The following is a 21,985-nucleotide window of genomic DNA, read 5'->3' on the forward strand; positions in this document are numbered from 1 at the left end:
AGCCATGTTAACAAACACTATTACAACAGCAGATTTATTACTAAAACTCAGAAATGAAGGAATTAAATTGTGGGAAGAAGGAGGAAAACTTCGTTATAAAGCACCACAAGGGGTCTTGAAAAAGGAAGATATAGAAGAGTTAAAACAACACAAAGAAGCAATTATTTCTTTACTTCAGGCAGAACAAAAACAAGTGACAATTGTATCAAATCCCGAAAAAAAATATACCCCTTTTCCACTAACAGATGTGCAGTCTGCTTATCTGTTAGGAAGAAACGAAGTGTTTAATTACGGGGGGGTTGCATGTCATATTTATATGGAACTTACCTATGATGATTTAGATCCTTTACAAACGGAAAAGGTATGGAATCAATTAATTGCAAGACACGAAATGCTTCGGGCTGTAATAGATAAAGAAGGATACCAACAAGTGTTGGAAGAAGTACCTGAGTTTAAAGTAACTTATATAGACGCCAAGGGGAAAGAAGAAACAACTTGTACAGCTATATTGGAGGAAATTCGAACAGAAATGGGGCATCGTGTATATGAAACAAGTCAATGGCCACTATTTGATATTCAGGTAACTCGTACAAATAAGGTATCCGTATTTCATTTTTCAATAGAGTTTTTAATAGCAGATTGGGCTAGTATATGGATGTTACTGTCAGAATTTGAAAAGCTATACAATTATCCCAAGACAGTATTGCCAGAGATTCATTTAAGTTTTAGAGATTATTTAATAGGAGAAAGAGGACTGAGGGAAACTACTTCTTATGCAAAAGACAAGCAATATTGGATGCATAGAATTCAGGAAATTCCCGGAGCTCCTGATCTCCCAATGGCAAGAAACCATGTCCCTTCCGGGAAAGGGCATTTTACAAGGCGTTTTGTGAAACTTACTAAAGGAGAATGGAACGAGTTAAAATCATACTGTCAGCAATTAGGAGTTACCCCCACAACAGTTGTTATGACTGCATATGCAGCAGTAATCGAACGGTGGAGCAAGACAAAGGATTTTTGTCTGAACCTTACAGTGTTAAATCGCTTGCCATTGCATGAAGAAGTTAATGCTATTGTAGGAGATTTTACTTCTGTGAGTTTGTTGCAAATAAACTGGAAATCAGAAGAAACGTTTCTGGAAAGAATAAAAAAAATCAGCAACCAATTGTTTGATGATTTAGATCACAGGTTGTTTTCTGGAGTGGAGGTAATAAGAGAAATTACACGCCAGAGAGGAAGAGGAGAAGCATTAATGCCTTATGTGTTTACCAGTGCAATTGGATTAACCAATCCGGAAGAAGGAAATCAGATAAAAGGAAAATTGAGTGGTCATGGAATCAGTCAGACCCCACAGGTATTTATTGATTGTCAGGCAATGGATACGGTAGAAGGACTACATGTGAATTGGGATATTAGAGAAGGTGTTTTTCCAGAAGGAGTAATTGATGATATGTTTCATGCTTTTTCAGAGGTATTACGAAAGCTGGTGCATGACAAAAATTGCTGGGAAGCCAGAACAGTTGTTGCTTTACCCGAATGGCAAATCATAGAAAGAAATGCGATTAATGCTACAGAAAAAGATATAGCAGACAAAACACTGCATCATCAGTTGGTAGAAAGTATTAAAAACACACCAGAAGCGATTGCGGTTATTGATAATGGGCAAAAGATATCCTACGGCGAAATAGGAAAAAGAGCTACCGCATTAGCAAATAAGTTACTGGAGTTAGGGTGCAAACCTCAGGATCGTATAGCAATTTCCTTAGAAAAAGGCATGGAACAAATTATTTCAGCAATTGCGATACTTTCAGTAGGAGGGGTTTATGTGCCGATTGATGTTTTTCAACCAGTAGAAAGAAGAAACCATATGTTGCACCATGCAGAAATCCGTTTTGCAATTCTTCATGAAGAGAATTTAACAACCTGGAAAGATGTAGAAAATACAATTCCACTTATCCCTGTAGAAACAGTAGAATCTTCATCAGTAATTAATTTACAGGTTACTAATAATACCTCTTTACCAGCATATATAATTTACACATCCGGTTCTACCGGACTTCCCAAAGGAGTTGTTATAAGTCATAAAGCGGCTGTTAATACGATTACTGATATCAATAATCGTTTTGGGGTAACAAGCAGTGATACCGTATTAAGTCTGGCACAGCTTGGTTTTGATCTGTCTGTTTATGATATTTTCGGGTTGCTTTCAGTAGGAGGAACACTGGTGATCCCATCTAAAGAAAGACAAACAGACCCATCTCATTGGGCAACATTGATTCAGGAATATGAAGTTACTGTTTGGAATACAGTACCGGCAATTATGCAGATGCTGGTAACGTATTTAGAAGCAGAAAGGGATACGGTTTTATCAACTCTTCGGTTAGCGCTGTTATCTGGGGATTGGATACCACTTACATTACCAGATAGTATGAAAAATATCATTCCGGATATTGAGGTGATAAGTTTAGGAGGAGCTACCGAAGCCGCTATCTGGTCCATTCACCATGTATATCAGGGAATAGAAGAAGATTGGAGTAGTATTCCATATGGAAAACCTTTGGCGAATCAAGGATTCAGAGTGTTAGATGGTCATTTATCTGATTGTCCCGTTTGGAGTACAGGAGATCTTTACATTACAGGGGTAGGATTAGCAGATGAATATTTAAATGATAAAGAATTAACGGAAAATGCTTTTTTCTTTCATCCTGTAGATGGACAACGATTGTATAAGACAGGAGATTTAGGACGCTATACTCCAGGAGGAGAGATAGAGTTTTTAGGTAGAGAAGATCATCAAGTAAAGATAAGAGGTCATCGAATCGAACTTGGAGAAATAGAAGCTGCATTGGTGAAACATCATAATGTGAAAGAAGCAGGAGTTGTAGTTGCCGGAAGGAGGGAGAACCAATCTCTATTTGCAGTAGTTGTGATACAGAAACAAAAAGAAAATCAGGAAAAAGAACTCATTCAATATGTGAGAACCCAAATTCCTGAATATATGGTTCCAGCTCATATTCAGGTTGTAGAGGTACTTCCGGTAACAAAAAATGGAAAAATAAATAAAAAAGAGATCACTCGTTGGGCATCGGATTTTCATACTAATGCTTCTCTGATACATGATGATGATTCCATGAATGAATTAGAAAGTTCTTTGGCAATACAATGGAAAGATACATTAGGAATTTCCGCAATAGGAAAAAGACAAAGCTTTTATGATTTGGGAGCAGACTCATTGGTGATGGCACAGATGGCTGGGAAATTAAGAGACCAATTACGAGATGATGTAACGTATAATGAAATTCCTTATGATGCATTGCTAAGACAAATGCTGAACTTTCCTACAATTGAGTCTTTGGCACTTTTTATTGAAGAAAAAGGAGCAGGAAAGATAGATAAATCTTCTACGGATGAACAGGATATTACAGCAGGGAGTAATGGTGTATTAACATATTATGGAGATAGTACGAATGGACCTCTGAGAGTTATTTTTCATGCAGGTATCGGAACAATGAACTGCTTCCTGCCAATGTTAGAACAATTAAAAAAAGAAGATTACGGTCCTATAGTAGGGGTAACTGTAAAAGACACAGACTTGTATTGCGAGCACGATCCATATCAATTAATAGAATCAGTAGCAGAAGATTATGCAAATCGCCTGATAGAGACCGGACATAAAGAAATGCAGTTGATTGGATATTGTATGGGAGGACAATTCGCAATTGAGGTCGCTAGAAGATTATTAGAGCAGGAGATAGAGGTTGTCGATATGGTATTGATCGATAGTCATCCAGTATATGTGGATGTAAAAGATGACCTGGTAATAGAATCACTATTTGTCCCTAATCTGAATATTTCGATGGTACAGGCAGGATTCAGAGAGGTAAATCCGATGGATGTAGCCAGAGGATTTATACAAATTATCGAAGAAAATAAAGGCGTAATTCCAGATGGAGCTGCAAGACAATTGCATGGAGATGAAGGGCTTGTTAGCGTAAGTGAACTATTTACAGAATTGGAAAATTGTACCATGAGAGAGCGATTTACCAGCTATGTAGATACGATTGCTAGCATTACAGGAGAAAACATGGAAGTTGAGATGGCAGAAGGTTTATTCAAAGTATATAGACAGAGTTATCTTGCTTCTACGTTTACACCACTTCCATATATGGGAGATATCAGATTCCTTAATGCAGCAGGAAATTCAGGATTCTTGCCGGGAACAGATGAGAAGACAATTGCGTATTGGAGAGAAGCGTGTCTGGGAGAGATGACAGTTGAGGAAATAGGAGGCGATCACTTCTCATGTATAGAACCACCTCATTTGGATGATTTAGTGCCTAAAATCTCAGCACCGTTTCTAAACCAATAAACAAACCATACAAATGAATAATCAAAAACAAAAACAATTTATACTTACCGGAAAAATGTGGCCGGTTATGTGGAAACTCTCTTGGCCTGCAATAATTGCCATGGTTTTATATGGACTCAATGTGCTGTTAGATGCTATTTTTGTAGGAACCTTTGTCGGGGAAAAAGCCTTGGCAGGAGTTTCCATTGTATACCCTTTGTCGTCTTTTACGATGGGGATAGGATCTTTGATAGGAGTGGGAGCAGGCTCGTTATTAAGCATTGCTTTGGGAATGAATGATGAAGCAACACAGAAAAAACTATTAGGAAACCTAAACTCTTTGACATTGGTAGGTACTGCCATATATATGATTCCTGCATTTATTTTTGCAGAACCGCTAGTGAAGATGATGGGAGGGGAAGGGACTCCATTGGCATTTGGAGTTTCTTACTTCAAAATAACAGTAATAAGCTCGCTATTTTGGATATATGGGCTTGCTGCCAATATGGTTGTTCGAGCCGAAGGTAAAATGAAAACTGCAGCAGTAATGATGGCTGGAGGGTTGTTGATTAATACAGTATTTAACTATGTTTTCGTAGTAGTGATGGAATATGGAGTAGAAGGAGCAGCATGGGCATCAAATATCGGAATGTTGGTTTATGCTGTGCTGGGCTTCTTGTATTTCACAAGTAAAAAAACCTCTTTTCCGTCATTTCCAAGAACAATATATTGGGATCGTGCGATTATCAAGTCGATATTTTCTATGGGGGTTCCATCTTTAATTATGACAGTAATGACCATTGTACAGGCTATTGTTATTTTTAATGCCATTTCATCTTATGGGACAATCTTTGAATTAGCATTTTATGGTGCTGCCTTTAGAATATTAAACTTTTTAATGACTCCAATCTATGGATTAATGAGAGCTCTGCAACCCGTTATTGGGATTAATTATGGAGCTAAACAATTTCATCGTGTTATTAAGAGTTTTTGGATTTTTACCATTGCAGGAGTGTTGATTATACTTCCTTTCTGGCTGTTGATGATGGCAGTCCCTAAACTAGTATTAAGTACGATGTTGGAGCAAGGAAGTTTAACTAGTGAAAGCATTTTCAATTTTAGAATATTTATTTCTGTTCTCCCTCTACTACCGGTTGTTTTTATGGCAATGACATTCTTTCCGGCAATTGATAAAGGAAAACCTGCTGCTGTGATTGGATTGGTAAGACAATTGATATTTTATGTTCCAGTGATGCTTATTCTTCCTGCAATGTTTGGCACTCAATGGATTTATTTAGGATCAACTATAATCGATACAGTTATCATCGCATATACATTAACATTATTGTTGTTGGAATTCAGAAGATTAAGGGAGGATAAACAGGTCCCCCTAATGCAAGGAGCGAATGCATGACAGTAAATTATCTCAGTCTAAAGGTAAACAGATAGTGTCATTACATAAGAAATAATGTTAGTTGGAGTGAGTCCTAGAGCATTTACATCTTTATTATTGAAATAATTAATGTACCCCCCTTATCAATAATGTTAATTTATAGATAAGGGGGATCTTTTTTAAGCTTCGGTTTTGTTATTCAATAACGTTTGCTTGTAACAATGTTTGAAGAAGGTCGATATAATTTTTGCCTAACTGTTGGACAAAAAAATGATCTCCGGCGAATTCTTGGATGTCAAACTCTCCGGTGGTAACCTCTTTCCAGTGCACCATAATTTCTTTAGTTGCGTCTTTATCTTTATTGGCAGCGTGCGCTACAATAGAAGCAGTAATTTTTTGGTTTTTATAAGTAAAACTTTCATGAAGCCTTAAGTCTCCCCGTATCATTGGAAGTAAGAATTGGATCATTTCCTTATTTTCCAGTATTTCTTTAGGCGTTCCGTTTAATACTTTTAATTCCTCAATCAGCTTCTCATCATTGAGCCAACTATGCAAGGTGGAAGGATCAGGCATATGTGGGGCATGTCTTCCCGCAATAATAATCTTTTCAGGTGATAACTGATGATGATGTTCTAATTGATATGCCAGTTCGAATGCAATAGCTCCCCCCATACTATGACCAAAAAAGTAAAAAGGGATAGTAGGAGTAATAAAAGGAAGAATGATGGTAACCAGCTCCGGTATCAATATGGAAAAATCCTCAATAAGGGGATCCATAATTCTAGTACCTCTGCCAGGAAGTTCGATAGGAATAAAAGACACAGAAGTATCTGATAGTGCCCAATCTTTATAAGCGGTTGCGCTTCCTCCTGCATAATGAAAACAGAAGACATTGACAGAAGCAGTTTTCGTATCCGGGATTCCATAAGGGAACCATTTTGCTATATTTTTCACACGATTAAAGTTAGATGATTTGTTAATTACTTATCCATAAGGGAAAGTGTTTGATATTTGAAGTTTTCCCACTGTGTTGTTTGTATTAATTGTTGAAGCATTTGGTGGTAAACAGTGACCATTTCTTCGATCCAATCAGGATCAAAAACATGCTCTACAATATCCCAATTAATATGAATATGACCGTTTCTTTCGTATACTTGATGATCCATTGCTACTTGTGGAGTTTGGCTGATAGCATATACTTCTTTAAGTTCATTAGGGTAATAGGTTTGATTTTCAGTAGTATCACCAAATAGAAGACTGGTAAATACAATTGGCATGATTGCTTTTCCAGGAGTGTTTTTACTAAGCCTTCTTAATAAGTCTACACCGTTTTGCGTGCGATATTCTACCGCTTTCCACAGTTGATCTTGTACAGCAGCAACCTCTTCCAGAAAAGAAATATTTGTTTTCTTCTCATAAGAAATAAGAGTAATATTGGTAAAATCCCCAATAATTTTAGGAACTTCTTTATGAATAGGTAGCCGATTAAAAATAGTCAGATTTATGGTAAAGTCTTTATTAGTACTCCATTCGGATAATACTTTCATAAAGATGGTGCATACCACTGCGGAAGGAGTGAATCGGTATTCTTTTATTTTTTGTGAAAAGATGCGAGATTCTGTCGTATTAAGTACAATTTTCCATCGTTTAAATGAAGGTTGTTTAATAAGGTGATAAGGCGTTTTTAAAGGGAGCTCAGGAGCAGGAGGCAATTTCTTTAATTGAGTATTCCAAAATTCCGTGGCTTCTTTAATATTACTATGCTGCAATAACCATTCTTCTTCCTGAAGCAGGTAGTCTTTAAAACTAAATGCTGGTTTTTGAATTTGAACCCCATTATAAGTGGCAAATAACTCCTGAATAATCATCTCCGTACTGGAGGCATCCAATAACAAACAATCAAGACTAAAATGTAGTCGGGATCGTTGATCATTGATTTGGCTTATTTGCAGATGAAACATAGGCCAGCTTCCTAATTCGTATTTATGGTGAGACCATTGTTCCCGGATGGAAGTTAATTCTTCTTCTTGCGCAATAACAGATACCGGGATTTCAAAGTAAGGAGTTTGCTTCATTAGTTGCTGGCTGGCATCACTATATATTTTTGTGCGTAGCATCTCATGTCGTTTGATGACCTGATTCCATGATATTTCCAGTTTTTTAGGTTCCAGTTTGTTGCATTCTAGTTCGATATAATAGTGCGTGTTGATATTCCCTAATTCGAAATCAGAAGAACGTCCCAACATATATGCGAGTTGAACAGGTGTGAGTCGAAAAGGTTCATGTTTTTTTATGATACGGGACAGTTGTTTTTTCTCTGCAGTATCAGAAAGAAGAGCGATTAATGTGGTTTTATACCTTTTTAACTCTAAAAGTAGCTCTTTAGTGATGGTTCCTTGTGGAGCCTTATATTTTAATTGCTGTTCTTTCAGATATAAAGTTATTCCTTGATCATAACAGTTGGTCAATAACTTTTTAGCGGACTCTAAGGCGGTTGCATCTATGGAAGAAATAGAAGGAAGTGTTGCCTCATTTGAATTGATGCCACTTCCGATTAGAGAATTTAGATAATAGTGATCGATTGTAAGACCAAATGCATCAGACAAAGATTGTAGATTATAGGAATTTAGAGGAGTACTCCCTATTTGAAGAGAAGTACCACCAGCAGACAATACCTGACTAATGGATCCGCTCTCCATAAAGCAAAACTGTAATGACTTCTCCTTGTGTAGTGGATAAATAGCTTTGAGGTCGGCAATAAAATGAAGCAAAAATGAAGCATGAGGATGCTGCTTTTTGATTTCTGTGATGGTTTCTTCTGAAAGCGAGCTAATTTTTCGAAGAGAGGGATCTGTTATACGTAGATAATAATTCCCAGCCTCTATATGTTCAATACTATTTGGAAGTATGCTTAGGTATATTTGTATAGGATATGCCTCATCTTTAGCCTCAAACCCTATTTCACTAAGCACTGTTGTTTCTTTTTCTAGGTGTAGTTTTATAAAATGGATAAAATCCTCAAATGAAATGGTCTCTTTGGATGCCTCCATATCTTTTGACAGAGGAATAAAAGGGAGTTTAGAGTCAAGTAATAAAGGAATGTTTTTACCTGTATCCAGATCAGGGCGAAGTGTATTAGTTGTGTTTTTAAAAGACACAAAATCTTCATGCTCTTCAATGATAGGCATGGATTTTAAATGTTGTATTTGTTCTTTGGAGAATAGACTAAACTCGTAAGAAGTAATTCCCTCTTTTTGATTTTCATCAGGCGTAATAATGTGCTTATCTGCGTAGAAATCGATTAATTGGGCAATGGTTTCGTATCGAATCATATCACCTACAGAAGGACGCTCAGAAAAATGAGTTTCCAGTTCATTAGCTAATCGGATCATGTCTACAGAAGAAACTCCTAATGAACCAAAACTATCAGTAGGAGTTATAGATGATAAGTGTAGTACTTGTTTCGTTAGTTCCAAAACTGGATGTTGTGCAGAAATGACATCAGAAGAAGGTGTTAGAGATGTGGTAGTTTCCTGTTGGGAAGTATACTTTATTTTCAGTTGCTTCCGGTCTATTTTACCATTAGCTGTAATTGGGTATTCTGCTAGAGCAATAATCTTCTCAGGAATAAAATATCCAGGGAGGTGCTGCCGGAGTTTCTTCTTTAAAGAAGTTTCATCAAATGATGAAGGAGCTTTTTTCACAAAAGCAATTAACTTTTTATGTCCCATTTGATTTCCAATAGGGAGAATAAGTGGAGTTAAAGAAGCATCACATTTTTCGAAAGCAGCTTGTATTTCTCCAATTTCTACCCGATACCCGTTGATCTTTAATTGGGTATCCTTACGTCCCAGAAATTCGATTATATTTCCTTGTCGGTAACGACCGTAATCCCCAGTGTCATAGAGTCTGTGTTGCAGATTTTTTTCATAGAAGAAAGCAGCGGCTGTCAGCTCTTTTTCATTAAAATATTCTGTGGCTAATCCTTTTCCGGCGATATGAAGTTTCCCTTCTACCCACTCAGGACAAGGGCGGTTAAATTCATCTAAAATATAGAATGCCTGATTCGCCAAGGGATACCCATATGGAATTGACTTCCATTCAGGATTTAGTGTAGTAACATGGAAGTAATTAGACCAGATAGAAGCTTCAGTAGCTCCCCCCATACTGGTTAATTGAGCATTTGGTAGGGCAGATTTAATTTTTGGAATAAGAGCCAGGGGAATCCAGTCACCGGAATGGATGATTCTCGAAATATAAAGATCCTTTTTAACTGTAGGATTCTGCAAGATGTAATCCGTATAAATATCCATCAATGCAGGAACGGAATTCCATAGTGTTGGGAGGTATGTTTCTGAGAGGTGTTTCCAGCTTTTGGGATCTATGCGCTCTTCTTCGGTAGGAAGGATAAGAGTTCCTCCTGTATGAAGTAGTCCGAAAATATCATAGACAGATAGGTCAAAACTCAAAGAAGAAAGCCCGAGAACCCGATCGTCAGCGGTAATCCGCAATTTGTGATTGACATCTAATATCGTATTCATTGCTGCCTGATGTTGAATACAAACACCTTTAGGAGTTCCTGTAGAACCAGATGTGAAGATAATATATGCCAGAGTTTCAGGAGAGATTTCGACTGGTCTCCAAACTCCTCTTCTCAGATCAATATCTTTAGGGATAAACTGGGTTATTTTTTTAGAGGGAAATGACAGATAATTATCCGTAAAAATAAATTGAATATTGGCTTTTTTCAGAATGTTATAACTTCTGTTTACAGGTTGATCATAAGTAAAAGGAACATAAACTCCACCCGTTTGAAGAATTCCCAAAACAATGGCAATCTGATCAAAAGATTTTCTCATTTGGATAGCGATTTTATCCCCCTTTTTGATATCATTTTTCTGTAGAAGATCTGCTACCTGATTTGATCGTTTGCTTAGCTTTTGATAACTGTATTCTTTCGCATCGTGGATGATTGCTGTTTTGAGAGGACTCTCTTTTATCTGCTGCATTATTCCTTCATGTAACAGCATATTTCTTGTTGGGCGATTTGTTTTGTTAACCAGTGTATGTGCCTGTTGTTGTGAAGAGGTTCTCCCATCCAGAATTTCTTTATTCCAAAAATTGTTATCAGCAATAGCCTGCATGACTAATTCGGTATATTTTTCGAACATAGCATTGACCATATTCTCAGGGAATACGGCATCTAAAGTATCCCAGGATAGGGTAATACCTTCTTTTTCCTGATATACTTGATGATCAATCCATACTTGAGGAGTCGAAGAAACAGACCAGCTTAAGTGAGATAAGAAATCGTTGTTCTCAACAGGAGTATTTAGCTCATCTACTCCTAATGCACTTGTGAATACAAACGGATACATTCTGTCTTTCTGTTCTGATGTTTCATTTAGTGCTTTTACGAAATTAATAGCAGAGTACGTACTATGTTCCAAATCTGAGTGCATTTGTTCCTGAATACCTACTCCATTTAGACCAATAGCCTGTTGCTTTCTTTGTATTTCTATAAGGGCTAGTTCCGTAAAATCTCCGATAATTTGATTGATGTGAGGATGTATATTTTCTCGGTCAAATACAGTAAGCATAATAGCAAAGTGACTCCCTCCTCCCCATGCAGAAAGTACTTCTGAATACAGGGTGAGTAAAGCTGCCGATGGGGTTAGATTTTGTGCTGCAGCATTTTCTGTGAATTTTTGCCATGAATGTTGATCAATCCATTGTTGTCTCCGAATAAAAGTTCCATTTGCATGAGTTTTGGTGACATCCTTTATTGGAAGTTGAGGGGCAAACGGAAAACCCTTGGTGCGTTGTAACCAATATTGCTCCGCGTCGAGGTACTCCGTAGTTTGCTTTCGCTGCTCATGATATTCCAGATAATCTTTGTATGAGATTTGTAGAGGAGGAAGTTCTTCCCCTGTATATAACAAAGAAAGATCTTTCCAAAAGACAAATAAGCTTAGTGCATCTGCGATGAGGAAATCAATTAAAAAATGAATGCGATAGCCCTCACTTTTTAAAGAGGATATTCGAATGTCAAACATGGGAGCCCCCAGAGGGATTGACAATTCGGACATTTCAGAACGAATTTTCTCTAAGTGATTTTCTGACTGATTTTGTTGTTCTTGGGTATAAATCCTCAATGGAGTCTCGATGGTTGGCAGTATCTGCTGTTTCCCATCAGCATCAATACGACACCGAAGCATTTCGTGTCGGTTAATTAAGGATTCCAGGGCAGAAATAAATTGCGGGATATCCAATGTCTCCATATCAATTTCGAAGTAGGCGCTGCAACTGACACCTCCCCAATCTAATTCAGGGTTCCTTCCTGCCCAATACGCATATTGAATCTCATTGAGAGGAAAAGGAGCAAACTTTTTCTCTGGATATGCTATAAAGGAAGGAACGGTTCTTTTTCCAGAGATAGATCTTGAAGTATTGAGCTTTTTAAACAATAAGGAAGCCCATTGAGAGATGGTATTGTTTTTTAAAAAGAAAGAAGGTTTCAAAGCTATGTCAAATTCTTTTTTCCAACGGGTAACCAGACGGGCGACGACAATAGAGTTAATCCCAAAAAGCAATAAATTTTCCTGTTCATTTAATTCTTCGATATCGATTTTTAATTCTTTGGAAAGGATTGTTTTTATATAGGTAATAACGTCGGAAACTTCTTTAAAAGTAAGTGTAGAATTGACAATAGGTAATGTTGTCTCCGGTGATATCTCGTCAGAGGTACTGGCTTTCTCTTGAGCGGTCTTTAAATATTCAACAATGACAGGGAGTTGAGCTTTTGCCTCTTCACTTAGAGAAGAGGTATCGGCTGTAGAGAGTATAGAATCCCATTGATTTTTTGCAATAATATTTTGGAAGGAGGAAGGAAGGCTAAAATGTGTTTCCGTAAAGGTGTAATTAGGAATTCGAATGTTTTGGAAGGAAGAGAAGTCATAAAAAGATGACCAGTTGATGGTTGCTCCATGAACATATAGTTGGAAAAGAGCTTTCTCTATTTGATGTGTTGTCTTTTCATCTTTGTAGTTGCTGGCAATGGTTTCTACTGCTGTTTCTATAATTTCTTCAACCATTCCTATAAGGGCAGGAGCAGGACCGATTTCTACAAAGGTATAGTTATCTGTATCTTTAAGACGTTGAATTGTTTTACAAAATCTGACAGGAGATAATATATGATTGCTCCAATACTGAGCGGTCGCAAAAATATGAGGATCAGTAGTTGTATCGACTACTGTGGAATACATTGTTTTTAATGGGGGGCGGTAAGTAATCGTTGTAGCTAATTTTTCAAAATCAGCGATCATAGGTCTCATTAATGGAGAATGTGCTGCATGAGAAAGTGCTAAGATTTTAGAATCAATGCCTTCTTTTGTTAAAAATGCACAGAATTCATGTATCTCTTTTTCTTTTCCGGAGATAACGGTTTGATCGGGGGTATTTACTGCTGCGATATTTACATTGGGATACTTAGTCAGTTTTTCTGAAACTACTTTTTCATTTGCAAATACAGCCGCCATAGTTCCATTTTTAGGAAGCGCATACATTAATTCTCCTCGGGTAGTAATTAGCTTAATAGCATCTTCCAGACTAAATATTCCCGAGAGACATGCAGCAGCATATTCTCCGGTACTATGCCCTATACAAATATCAGGAGTGATTCCGTATTCCATCCACATACGAGCAAGGGAATACTCGACTACAAATAAAGCAACCTGTGTATAACGCATCTGATGAACTGTATTTCCTGAAGAAAAAATAATAGGAAGCAGCTCTTGTTGTGTATGCTTTTTATAGAAAGCATTACACTGATCCATGTATTTTCTGAAAATGGGATTTTCAGCATAAAACTCATGAAACATTTCAGGGTATTGCGATCCTCCTCCACTAAACAGGAATACAGTTTTTTTAGGAGTTTTTCCTCTAATAATTGAAGGATTGGATATGCCTTTTATTGCATCTGCAATAGTTGTTTTTAGCTCCTCAATGTTTTCAGCCCATAGGACAATTCTTTCCTGAAGATCCGCCCTTCCTTTATTTTGACTATAGCTTAGATGTTGAATCTGATCATCTGAGGTTTGATCCAAAAATGAAAGAAATGTTTCTAACTGTAAAAGGATGCCTTTTTGAGAAGGAGCACTAAATTTAAATGGCCATTGTTTTCCTTCGGGGATTGTTTGTTCTTTTGTCGATAAAACAGAAACCTTGGCAACAGGAGTATATTGTTCTATAACCGCATGAGCATTTGTCCCGCTTAAGCCAAAAGAACTAACAGCTGCTGTTCTTTTGTGTGTGGTTTCCCATGAAAGTGTAGTTGTTGGAATTTCGAATTTTTGACGAGACCAGTCAATGTGCGGAGTAGGAGTCTTAAAATGTAAATTCCCTGGAATTTTCCCATGCTCTATGGCGAGTATAGTCTTTATTAGCCCGGCAATACCTGCTGCTGCTTCTAAATGCCCCGTCATGGTTTTTAAAGCTCCAAGGTATACTGGAGTTGTTCTTTGATTAGGAATAATATGGTCCAATGCTGTAATCTCTATAGGATCCCCCAGTGCTGTTCCTGTTCCATGAGTTTCAATAAAATCGATATGTTGTGGATTGATATTGCTTCGTTTCCAGACCTCTTGTAAGAGCTGTTCCTGTGCAGGACCATAGGGAGCTGTTAAACCAGAACTAATACCGTCTTGGTTTACACCACTTCCCTTTATTAAGGCATGGATATGATCTCCATCTCTTTTGGCATCAGAAAGCCTTTTTAATATGACAATACCACACCCTTCTCCTCGGACAGTACCATTTGCAGAAGCGTCGAATGCTCTGCTTTGGCAATCAGGAGAAAGAACATTTAGAGAGCCCATTAAGCGCGTTGTATCTGGGGAGATCATCAAATTTACACCTCCCGCAATTGCCATATTACAGTCTTTTGCATAGAGTCCTTTACATGCCTGGTCAATAGCTACTAATGAAGAGGAACAAGCAGTATCAATAGTAATGGCAGGTCCCTGGAAACCAAAATAATAAGAAGTTCTTCCCGAAATAAAGGAAAAACCGGTTCCCATTACGTCATTGGGATCCGGGTTATGGAGGTCTTGCGTTCCTTGTATCTGTTGAATATGATCATAGACAGACGCTCCGGCATAGATTCCGGTTTTTGTACCTCGGAGCGAAGAGGGAGCATATCCCGAATTCTCTAATGCCTCCCAGCATACTTTTAGGAATAGTCGTTGGTGTGGGTCTGTCTTTTCTACTTCTTTTGGAGACATCCTGAATAATCGATGATCAAAATTATAAATGTCATTCGTCAAAAAACCACCTTTTTGTAAATAAGGATTCTTATTGAGAATTTCTTTATCGTATTGTTCCCATCTGTTTTCAGGAATTGTTGCTGTTAGATCTTTTTGTTTTAATAAGGCATCCCAAAAAGATTCAGGAGAAGTAACTCCTCCAGGGAATCGACACCCTATCCCTATAACTGCAATTGCTTCCTGTTCGAAGAAGGAAGCTTCTTCTTTTTCCTTTTTTAGGCGTTTGATTTCTGAAAGGGCTTTTTTTAAAATCGTATTCTTATCTGAGAGGGTGTTCATAATTAGTCGTTTAATTCTTTTTCTAGTAGTGAGAGTAGTTCTTGTTCAGAATAATGATCATAGTTTTCTTCCGGTGTCGTGATAGGAATATGATTTGTTACAGTTTGTTCTTTTAGTTGATATAGGTGTTGACTTAACAACGGAATCGTATTGTAATTGAATAAGGTCGTACTGGGGATAGGAATATCGAGTATGTTTTCCAGAGTGTCTTTTATCAGAAGGGACATCATTGAAGTAATCCCTAATTCTATAAAGGGAGTGTTATACTTTAAAGATTGTTCCGAAACTCCTAATTGTTTGGCAACAAGTGTTGTAATACATTGTTCTAATTGTGCCTGAGAGGTGATATCTGTAGCTGTGTATAGAGGAGATTGGCGGGTATAGGAATGTATAATCTTTTTCCATTCATTGTTAAGGTACATTGACTTGGCTTTACTTCGTTGTATCTTTCCACTGGTTGTTCTGGGGATATGCATGGGAGGAATGAAGAAAATACTTTCCAGGATAATACCGTGCGTACGTATAATTTCTTGTTTTATATGTTGTTCCCAGAGTTTGTAATCAGGAGTTCGAATACCAGATCTTGTGAGTTCCTGGAACAAAATCACTTTTTCCTGCCCTTCCTTGAGAATGGAGAAAGCAGCGGCACCATCGGTTCTTAGGTTTTCATTACATGAAAAAGCTGTTCGTTCTATGTCCTGAGGATAATAGTTTGCTCCTCTGATGATAATAAGGTCTTTGATTCTTCCTGTGACATAGAGGGTATTATCGGAATCTAAAAAACCCAGATCTCCTGTTTTGATATATGGGATTGTGGTTATCTCTCGAATAAAAGTAGTTGAGGTCACCTTAGGGTTATTCCAGTATCCCGTGGGTAATGAAGGTCCAGAAAAACAAATTTCTCCGATTTGCTGTGGAGGAGACAAGATACCAGTTTCCGGATCTCTTATTGTAATGGTATGATTGTCAATACAATACCCATTGCTAACGAGATAAGAGGAGAAATCTTCTTTTTTTAACGTACTTTCTTTTGTATCGTTTAGTATACCTTGATTGATTTTGGAAACCGTATTTTCCAGAAGGAGTTTTTTATCAACCTCCAACCATTTTACTGGTTGAGAAACCGTGTGAGATGAAACTACTAATGTTGCCTCTGCCAGACCATATCCGGGCGAAATAACGTGATCTTTTAATCCATATGACGCAGCGATTTCCTGAAACCGAACCATGGTAGATAGATGGATAGGTTCGGCTCCGCAAACAGCTCGTTCCAACGAGGCGAAAGAATAGTTTTTTCGACTTTTATCACTTAGTTTATCGGCGATTAATTCATAGGCAAAATTAGGGGCAGCAGTATGAGTTCCTTTGTATTTAGTAATAATTTCTACCCATAGAAGCGGGTGGCTCATAAAATCAGCTGGACTCATTAAGTAAACGGGGCACTGGCTGTATAAACCTTGTAAAATTCCAAGGATCAACCCCATATCGTGGTAGAAAGGAAGCCAACTGACCATTTTACTTTCTTTTGAGAAAGAGAACAATTTTTTTGTCTCTTTGAGATTGTTGATCAAAGCGTGTTGAGAAACCATTACTCCTTTCGGAGCTCCTGTAGAACCTGATGTGTACTGAAGAAAAGCAATAGTATCAGGGGAAGGAGAATCGTTTTTTTCGGTAAGGAAATCTTCTTTAATAGCTAGTACCGGAAGCGATGAAAGTATCGATGAAGGGGTTAAAGTTGTGGTAATAAAATCTTTTTGAGAAGGAGTTGTTATGATCGATACAGGGTTTGCATCAGAGGCGATTTTTTCCCATTTGAAGAGAGGTTTGTTTCTTCCAGGAATATTCAGTGGAATGGGAATTGCACCAATCCAGTTACAAGCTAAAAAAGAGATAATAAATGAGATACCTTGCGGAAATAATAAGAGACATCTATCTCCTTTATGGATTTTTTTGCTTTTTAAATAAGAAGCATATAATATCGTTTTGGTTAAAAGTGTCCCATATGTTATGCTGGTAATATTACCAGTTAGATCTATATAATTATAAGCGATCGTATCAGGGCTGTCTTCTGCTCTGTACTGTAAGATTTCAATGATGGATTTCATGAGTAGTATTATTTTGTTTTTGAAATGAAATGACCATGTAGCTTTTTAATAAAAAGTAGCATCAGGATAGCAGTCATTTTTGTGTGAAAAATTTATGCGATCATATCAATTACAGCGCTAATGATAGAAATCATATCATTAGCGCTGTCTCTATAGGTTGTTTTTTTATGCGTTATATCGCTTTGTCATAAAGAAGTGCAGGAATTTCCTGAACAGTTTCAATATCTTTTTTTATTTCTAATTGATCTTCTTTAGAAAGATTTACTAAAAATCGGCGGTATAAAGCTGTAAAGGGAACAGGAGTGTCTCGGAATTGTCGGATACTGTTTTTTACAACTAGAGTAAAAGTATCAGCGCCCATTTTTTTCATCATTTTATATAAAACAAGAGTTCCTTTGTTTTGTGCCAGGTACGGAGCCCCATCAGTATAGAGCAAAGGAATTTCTGTATTGGGATCATTTCCTCTTTCTTTGATATAAGCGTTGTATTTTTTTTCTAAAATACTATGGACTCCCTCTGCTCCATGTTTTTCCAAAACAATTTGTAAAGCCAGCGCTTCAGGAAGTGCTGTTTGTAGCATGTCAGCTCCTTGTACATTAGCAATGTGTATGTTTCTATATACCCATTGTCTGATGAGTTGTGAAGCTGTTAAAAAAGTAAGATAGGATTGTTCAGGGATTTCTTGTATATCAGCAATCCACCCTTCTTTTTCTGAAGTAGCGATTGTATTCGCATAACTATATTGTTTTTCCTGATAAAAAGGAATTTCTACCATTCGATTCTCTGAATATGGATAATTCCCAAGTTGAGTATTAATAAAATCTAATGTGTTGTCAATTGCCTCTTGATAATGAATAAGGTTATAATGATGTTTTTTGTGATGAAGGATTGAAACATCGACATCATGAGTGCGGAATTGAAGTTGCTCCTGCTCAGATGAACTGATATACCAAGCAAATGGAGTAGGTTCCGTAATTTCATACATATAATGGCTTCGCTGCTGATCATTCCATGTTTTTACCAGTTTTCCAGGAGCGACAGCAAATTGCGTTTTACTGGTGCTTAGCTGTATTTTACCAGTGAGCCATTTGGCATCTGGAGCAAAAACGTCCTGTTGCATAGCTATAGCATTCTCTATAGAAGGCATTCGGTTTTCTACTCTGGGGAGTTGATGTTCGATGCGTTCTCTGTTCTTTTTTAATTCACGATGCACATCGTATCCAATGGTAGGGATAATCTCCCTGATAGAAAAGAAAGAACCGTTAAACAACAATTCGGGTTGGGGATTTTCGCCCTTTTGAGTGAATCCACTGTATTCTTTTTGACTATATACGGATAGTACTCCACTTGCTGCCGTATCAATAGATAGTGGAATAGCGTACATTCGTAATTCCTCATCTTTTTTACTTATTTTGATAGGAGAATGATTCCATAATAGTTTTTTGATTGTTGTAAATGGAGCCATACTTAAATATACTGTATCAATTGAGTGATTACAATCATTGGTAAGCGTCAAGGCTGCTTTTGAAATGGCTTTTCTTTCTTCAGGATATAAAGCAATATCGAGTTCAGCATGTGTGATTTTGGGTTGTGGTTCAGATAAAATTCGTTTGTATTTTTTTTCATAAGAAGCAGCTTGTGAATTTAGAACTTCTTCTGGTTGAAAATTCCCTTTTTCATTAACCTCACTGACAATAAATGATTGTAAAGAAATAAAGGCAATCACCATAAGGAGCACAGCCCCTTTTCCATATATATTTAGTTGATTGGTTCGGAAAGTAATCTTTCTTTTGAAATCGAATGCTTTTCCTCTTCTCCAAAAATGAATTCCTAAGAGTACAAAAATAATGGCTAATGTAGCCCATAAAAGGAAGAACCAGTTTGAAGCTAGATTCCATATTCCATATCCACTAATTTCTGAAAAATCTTCTACCCCGGGCGTTAGGGTATAAGTATATCTGATTTCTTCAATGATATCGAATTCTACACTTATTAGATTAAATAGGTAATACCCTACTGTTAGTACATGTGTAGCAAATCGATTACCAGTAAGTCCTGCGATAAAAAAAGCGAAGGAAATATTGAGGACATAGGTGAGCCATCCCCATTTATATCCCAGAAGATCTTCTGCATATAACCAGAGATCAATATGTTCCCACCCTCCTTTGGCGACCTGAGCAAGAATACCACATAAAATGATGGTGACCGATAAGATAAAAGCAACTCCACACATAGCTAGATATTTGGAGAATTGGCTAACCCATACAGGAACGGGAAGCGCATCTGTAATTTGCCAAATATTGGAAGTTTTATCTTTAAAGAACAATTCTACCGACCAGATCATTAATAAAATCATTATGGCAGCTCCTGTGGTAATTCGGGTCAATGTCATAGAAGCTGTGGTAGGAAGCTGAGCCCCGAGATAGTAGGTTGGATTCCATACCAGGTTTTGTAAAAAGAACATAAGGGCAACCATGATCATTATGACTTTAAAATTTACCGGACGAATAACATTTTTAAACTCCAATACGGCAAGCCGAGATAGTTTTTTTATAAATTCTTTAGCAGAAAAGAAAAGTTGAACTTCTGGAACCCCTATATCACTACTGAAACTGGTGGTCTCTGTATCAGGAACTATATTTTTCTTTGCTTTAGGTGATAAGGCTTTGATAAAATATTTAAAACTGAATTTTTTATAAGAAATTATCAGTAGTAGAATAGCCCCTCCGGTCCAGATTGCTTTATGAATAAAATACATATAGGTTAAAGGGAGATAGGTAGTATTCTTGGCAGTGGCAGGTAGTGTGTCCAGTATTTCTGTAGTATATCCGTAGCCAAATGGATCCAATAATTGAAGAAATGTAGTATAGGGGGTATTGGGACGAATGGTTTCTGTAACCATAAAGAGAATTGCAACTACAAAAATGCCTAAGTATCCTGCAGCCATTTTTCTAAAAAAAACTAATGCTGCAAAGCAGGCAACTGTTAATAGAAAAAGGTTGGGAACCGTGAGTAGAAAAAAACCTTCGAGCATTTGCCCCCATGGAGTGGGACCAAATTTATCAGCAGAGCCAATTCCTGAATATGGGACTAATAACATCCCTACAAAAAGACCTGTTCCGAGGATGAGGTTGGTTGATAGAGCCGCCAGGAAACGTCCTAGAAAAAAAGATTTTTCGTTGATCGGCATAGTGTATAAAATACCGGCACTTTTATGCTGAATGTCTTTAAAGAGTACTCCACCAGTGACTATGGCTACAATAATGATCATAATCATACCGCCTCCGGCAAAATTCTTATAAAAGAGCGCAGCCCCATTCATCAACGTAGCTTCATTAGCATAATAAGTATATGCCCCCTGAGTAAACCAAATAGATTGAAAAATCATCAATAGAAAAAAGAACCATGAGATAGGTTTTTTCCATCTGGTTTTAGTTTCGAATTTTAAAATTTTAGCGATCATAAGGCAGGAGTGGGGATTGGTTCTTTCGTGTTGTTTTTCTTGTTTGATAGTGTTTGGAAATACACATCTTCCAATGTAGGCTCTTTAGCTGTAAATTGGCTGTCAGGAGGGTATGGAGAAATAACTGTGATAACCATTTTACCCAAATGTAATCGGGTAGAGATAACATTCATACTTTTTTCATAAGAAGCTAATTCTTCTTTGTTAATTTTTTTCTCCCAAACATGTCCGATTAATCTACTGGAAATTTCTTCCGGGTTTCCATGTAATAATACTTTTCCTTTTCCAATAATTGCCATCTGATTACAGAGGGTACTGACATCTTCTACAATATGTGTGGAGAGGATAACGACAATATGTTCTCCAATTTCTGACAAGAGGTTATAAAACCGATTGCGTTCCATAGGATCCAGACCAGCTGTAGGCTCGTCAACAATAATTAATTTTGGATCCCCTAATAATGCCTGAGCAATGCCGAAACGTTGTTTCATTCCTCCAGAGTATCCTCCTAGTTTTTTATTTCGTACATCCCATAAGTTGACCTTCTTTAATAAGCTTTCTACTTGCTGATTTCTTTGAGATACATTGGTGATTCCTTTCATGTCTGCTATATGAAGCAAGAGTTCATAAGCTGTTGAAGATGGGTATACTCCGAATTCCTGAGGTAGATATCCTAATACTTTTCTCAGTTCTTCAGGGTGTTCTTGAATATCAATATCATTAAAGCATATATGCCCTTGATCAGGGTTTTGAAGTGTTGCTATGGTTCGCATTAGCGTTGACTTTCCTGCTCCGTTTTGTCCCAAAAGACCAAACATGCCTTTGTCTATTTTTAAGGACACATTTTGTAAGGCTTGCACTCCGTTGGGGTATGTTTTGCTGAGGTTTTTTATTTCGAGTTGCATCTTGGTATGGTATTGTTCCTTCTTCGTCAGTGAAGGGAAGTTAAAAAGTGTGTTTTATAGATGTATGAATGCATTTGATTGCATACACTATTATGTTTTTTTTGTTTTTGATTAAGTATTCATTGAGAAAATTAAATGACGTTCATGATATAAGGTGTTATTGTTGTTT

At 37.2% G+C, this 21,985-nt stretch carries 7 protein-coding genes; 2 read left to right on the forward strand and 5 right to left on the reverse strand.

The genetic code is table 11. The features are described 5' to 3' along the window. Positions 1-4 precede the first annotated feature (4 nt). On the forward strand, positions 5-4,369 hold the full coding sequence (locus tag ACFSTE_RS06960; RefSeq protein WP_378257425.1) for an amino acid adenylation domain-containing protein: 4,365 nt from the start codon (positions 5-7) through the stop codon (positions 4,367-4,369). Positions 4,370-4,382: 13 nt separating this feature from the next. Beyond that, on the forward strand, positions 4,383-5,762 hold the full coding sequence (locus tag ACFSTE_RS06965) for an MATE family efflux transporter (RefSeq protein WP_378257423.1): 1,380 nt from the start codon (positions 4,383-4,385) through the stop codon (positions 5,760-5,762). 174 nt (positions 5,763-5,936) lie between these two features. Here ACFSTE_RS06965 and ACFSTE_RS06970 read toward each other — a convergent pair whose 3' ends face one another. The 5 genes from ACFSTE_RS06970 to ACFSTE_RS06990 all read right to left on the reverse strand — a co-directional run bounded on the left by ACFSTE_RS06970 (position 5,937) and on the right by ACFSTE_RS06990 (position 21,816). After that, positions 5,937-6,695, reverse strand: a complete 759-nt coding sequence (locus tag ACFSTE_RS06970; protein WP_378257421.1) for a thioesterase II family protein — start codon at positions 6,693-6,695, stop codon at positions 5,937-5,939. Positions 6,696-6,721: 26 nt separating this feature from the next. Next, a complete protein-coding gene (locus ACFSTE_RS06975; protein ID WP_378257419.1) occupies positions 6,722-15,343 on the reverse strand; it encodes an amino acid adenylation domain-containing protein in 8,622 nt (2,873 codons plus the stop codon). Positions 15,344-15,345: 2 nt separating this feature from the next. After that, a complete protein-coding gene (locus tag ACFSTE_RS06980) occupies positions 15,346-17,448 on the reverse strand; it encodes an AMP-binding protein (RefSeq protein ID WP_378257417.1) in 2,103 nt (700 codons plus the stop codon). A 172-nt stretch (positions 17,449-17,620) separates the two neighbouring features. Beyond that, on the reverse strand, positions 17,621-20,911 hold the full coding sequence (locus ACFSTE_RS06985) for an ABC transporter permease (RefSeq protein ID WP_378257415.1): 3,291 nt from the start codon (positions 20,909-20,911) through the stop codon (positions 17,621-17,623). Then, entirely contained in the window at positions 20,908-21,816 is a 909-nt protein-coding gene (locus tag ACFSTE_RS06990) for an ABC transporter ATP-binding protein (protein ID WP_176028492.1), read from the reverse strand. Before ACFSTE_RS06990 ends, ACFSTE_RS06985 begins: the two co-directional genes overlap by 4 nt. Between the last annotated feature and the right edge of the window lie 169 nt (positions 21,817-21,985).

This window comes from Aquimarina hainanensis (assembly GCF_042684685.1).
Taxonomy (GTDB): Bacteria; Bacteroidota; Bacteroidia; order Flavobacteriales; family Flavobacteriaceae; genus Aquimarina; species Aquimarina hainanensis.

Coding starts and splice junctions, on each gene's coding strand:
- ACFSTE_RS06980 (WP_378257417.1), bottom strand. CDS start 17,448: ATGAAATCCATCATTGAAATCTTACAGTACAGAGCAGAAGACAGCCCT.
- ACFSTE_RS06990 (WP_176028492.1), bottom strand. CDS start 21,816: ATGCAACTCGAAATAAAAAACCTCAGCAAAACATACCCCAACGGAGTG.
- ACFSTE_RS06985 (WP_378257415.1), bottom strand. CDS start 20,911: ATGATCGCTAAAATTTTAAAATTCGAAACTAAAACCAGATGGAAAAAA.
- ACFSTE_RS06965 (WP_378257423.1), top strand. CDS start 4,383: ATGAATAATCAAAAACAAAAACAATTTATACTTACCGGAAAAATGTGG.
- ACFSTE_RS06975 (WP_378257419.1), bottom strand. CDS start 15,343: ATGAACACCCTCTCAGATAAGAATACGATTTTAAAAAAAGCCCTTTCA.
- ACFSTE_RS06960 (WP_378257425.1), top strand. CDS start 5: ATGTTAACAAACACTATTACAACAGCAGATTTATTACTAAAACTCAGA.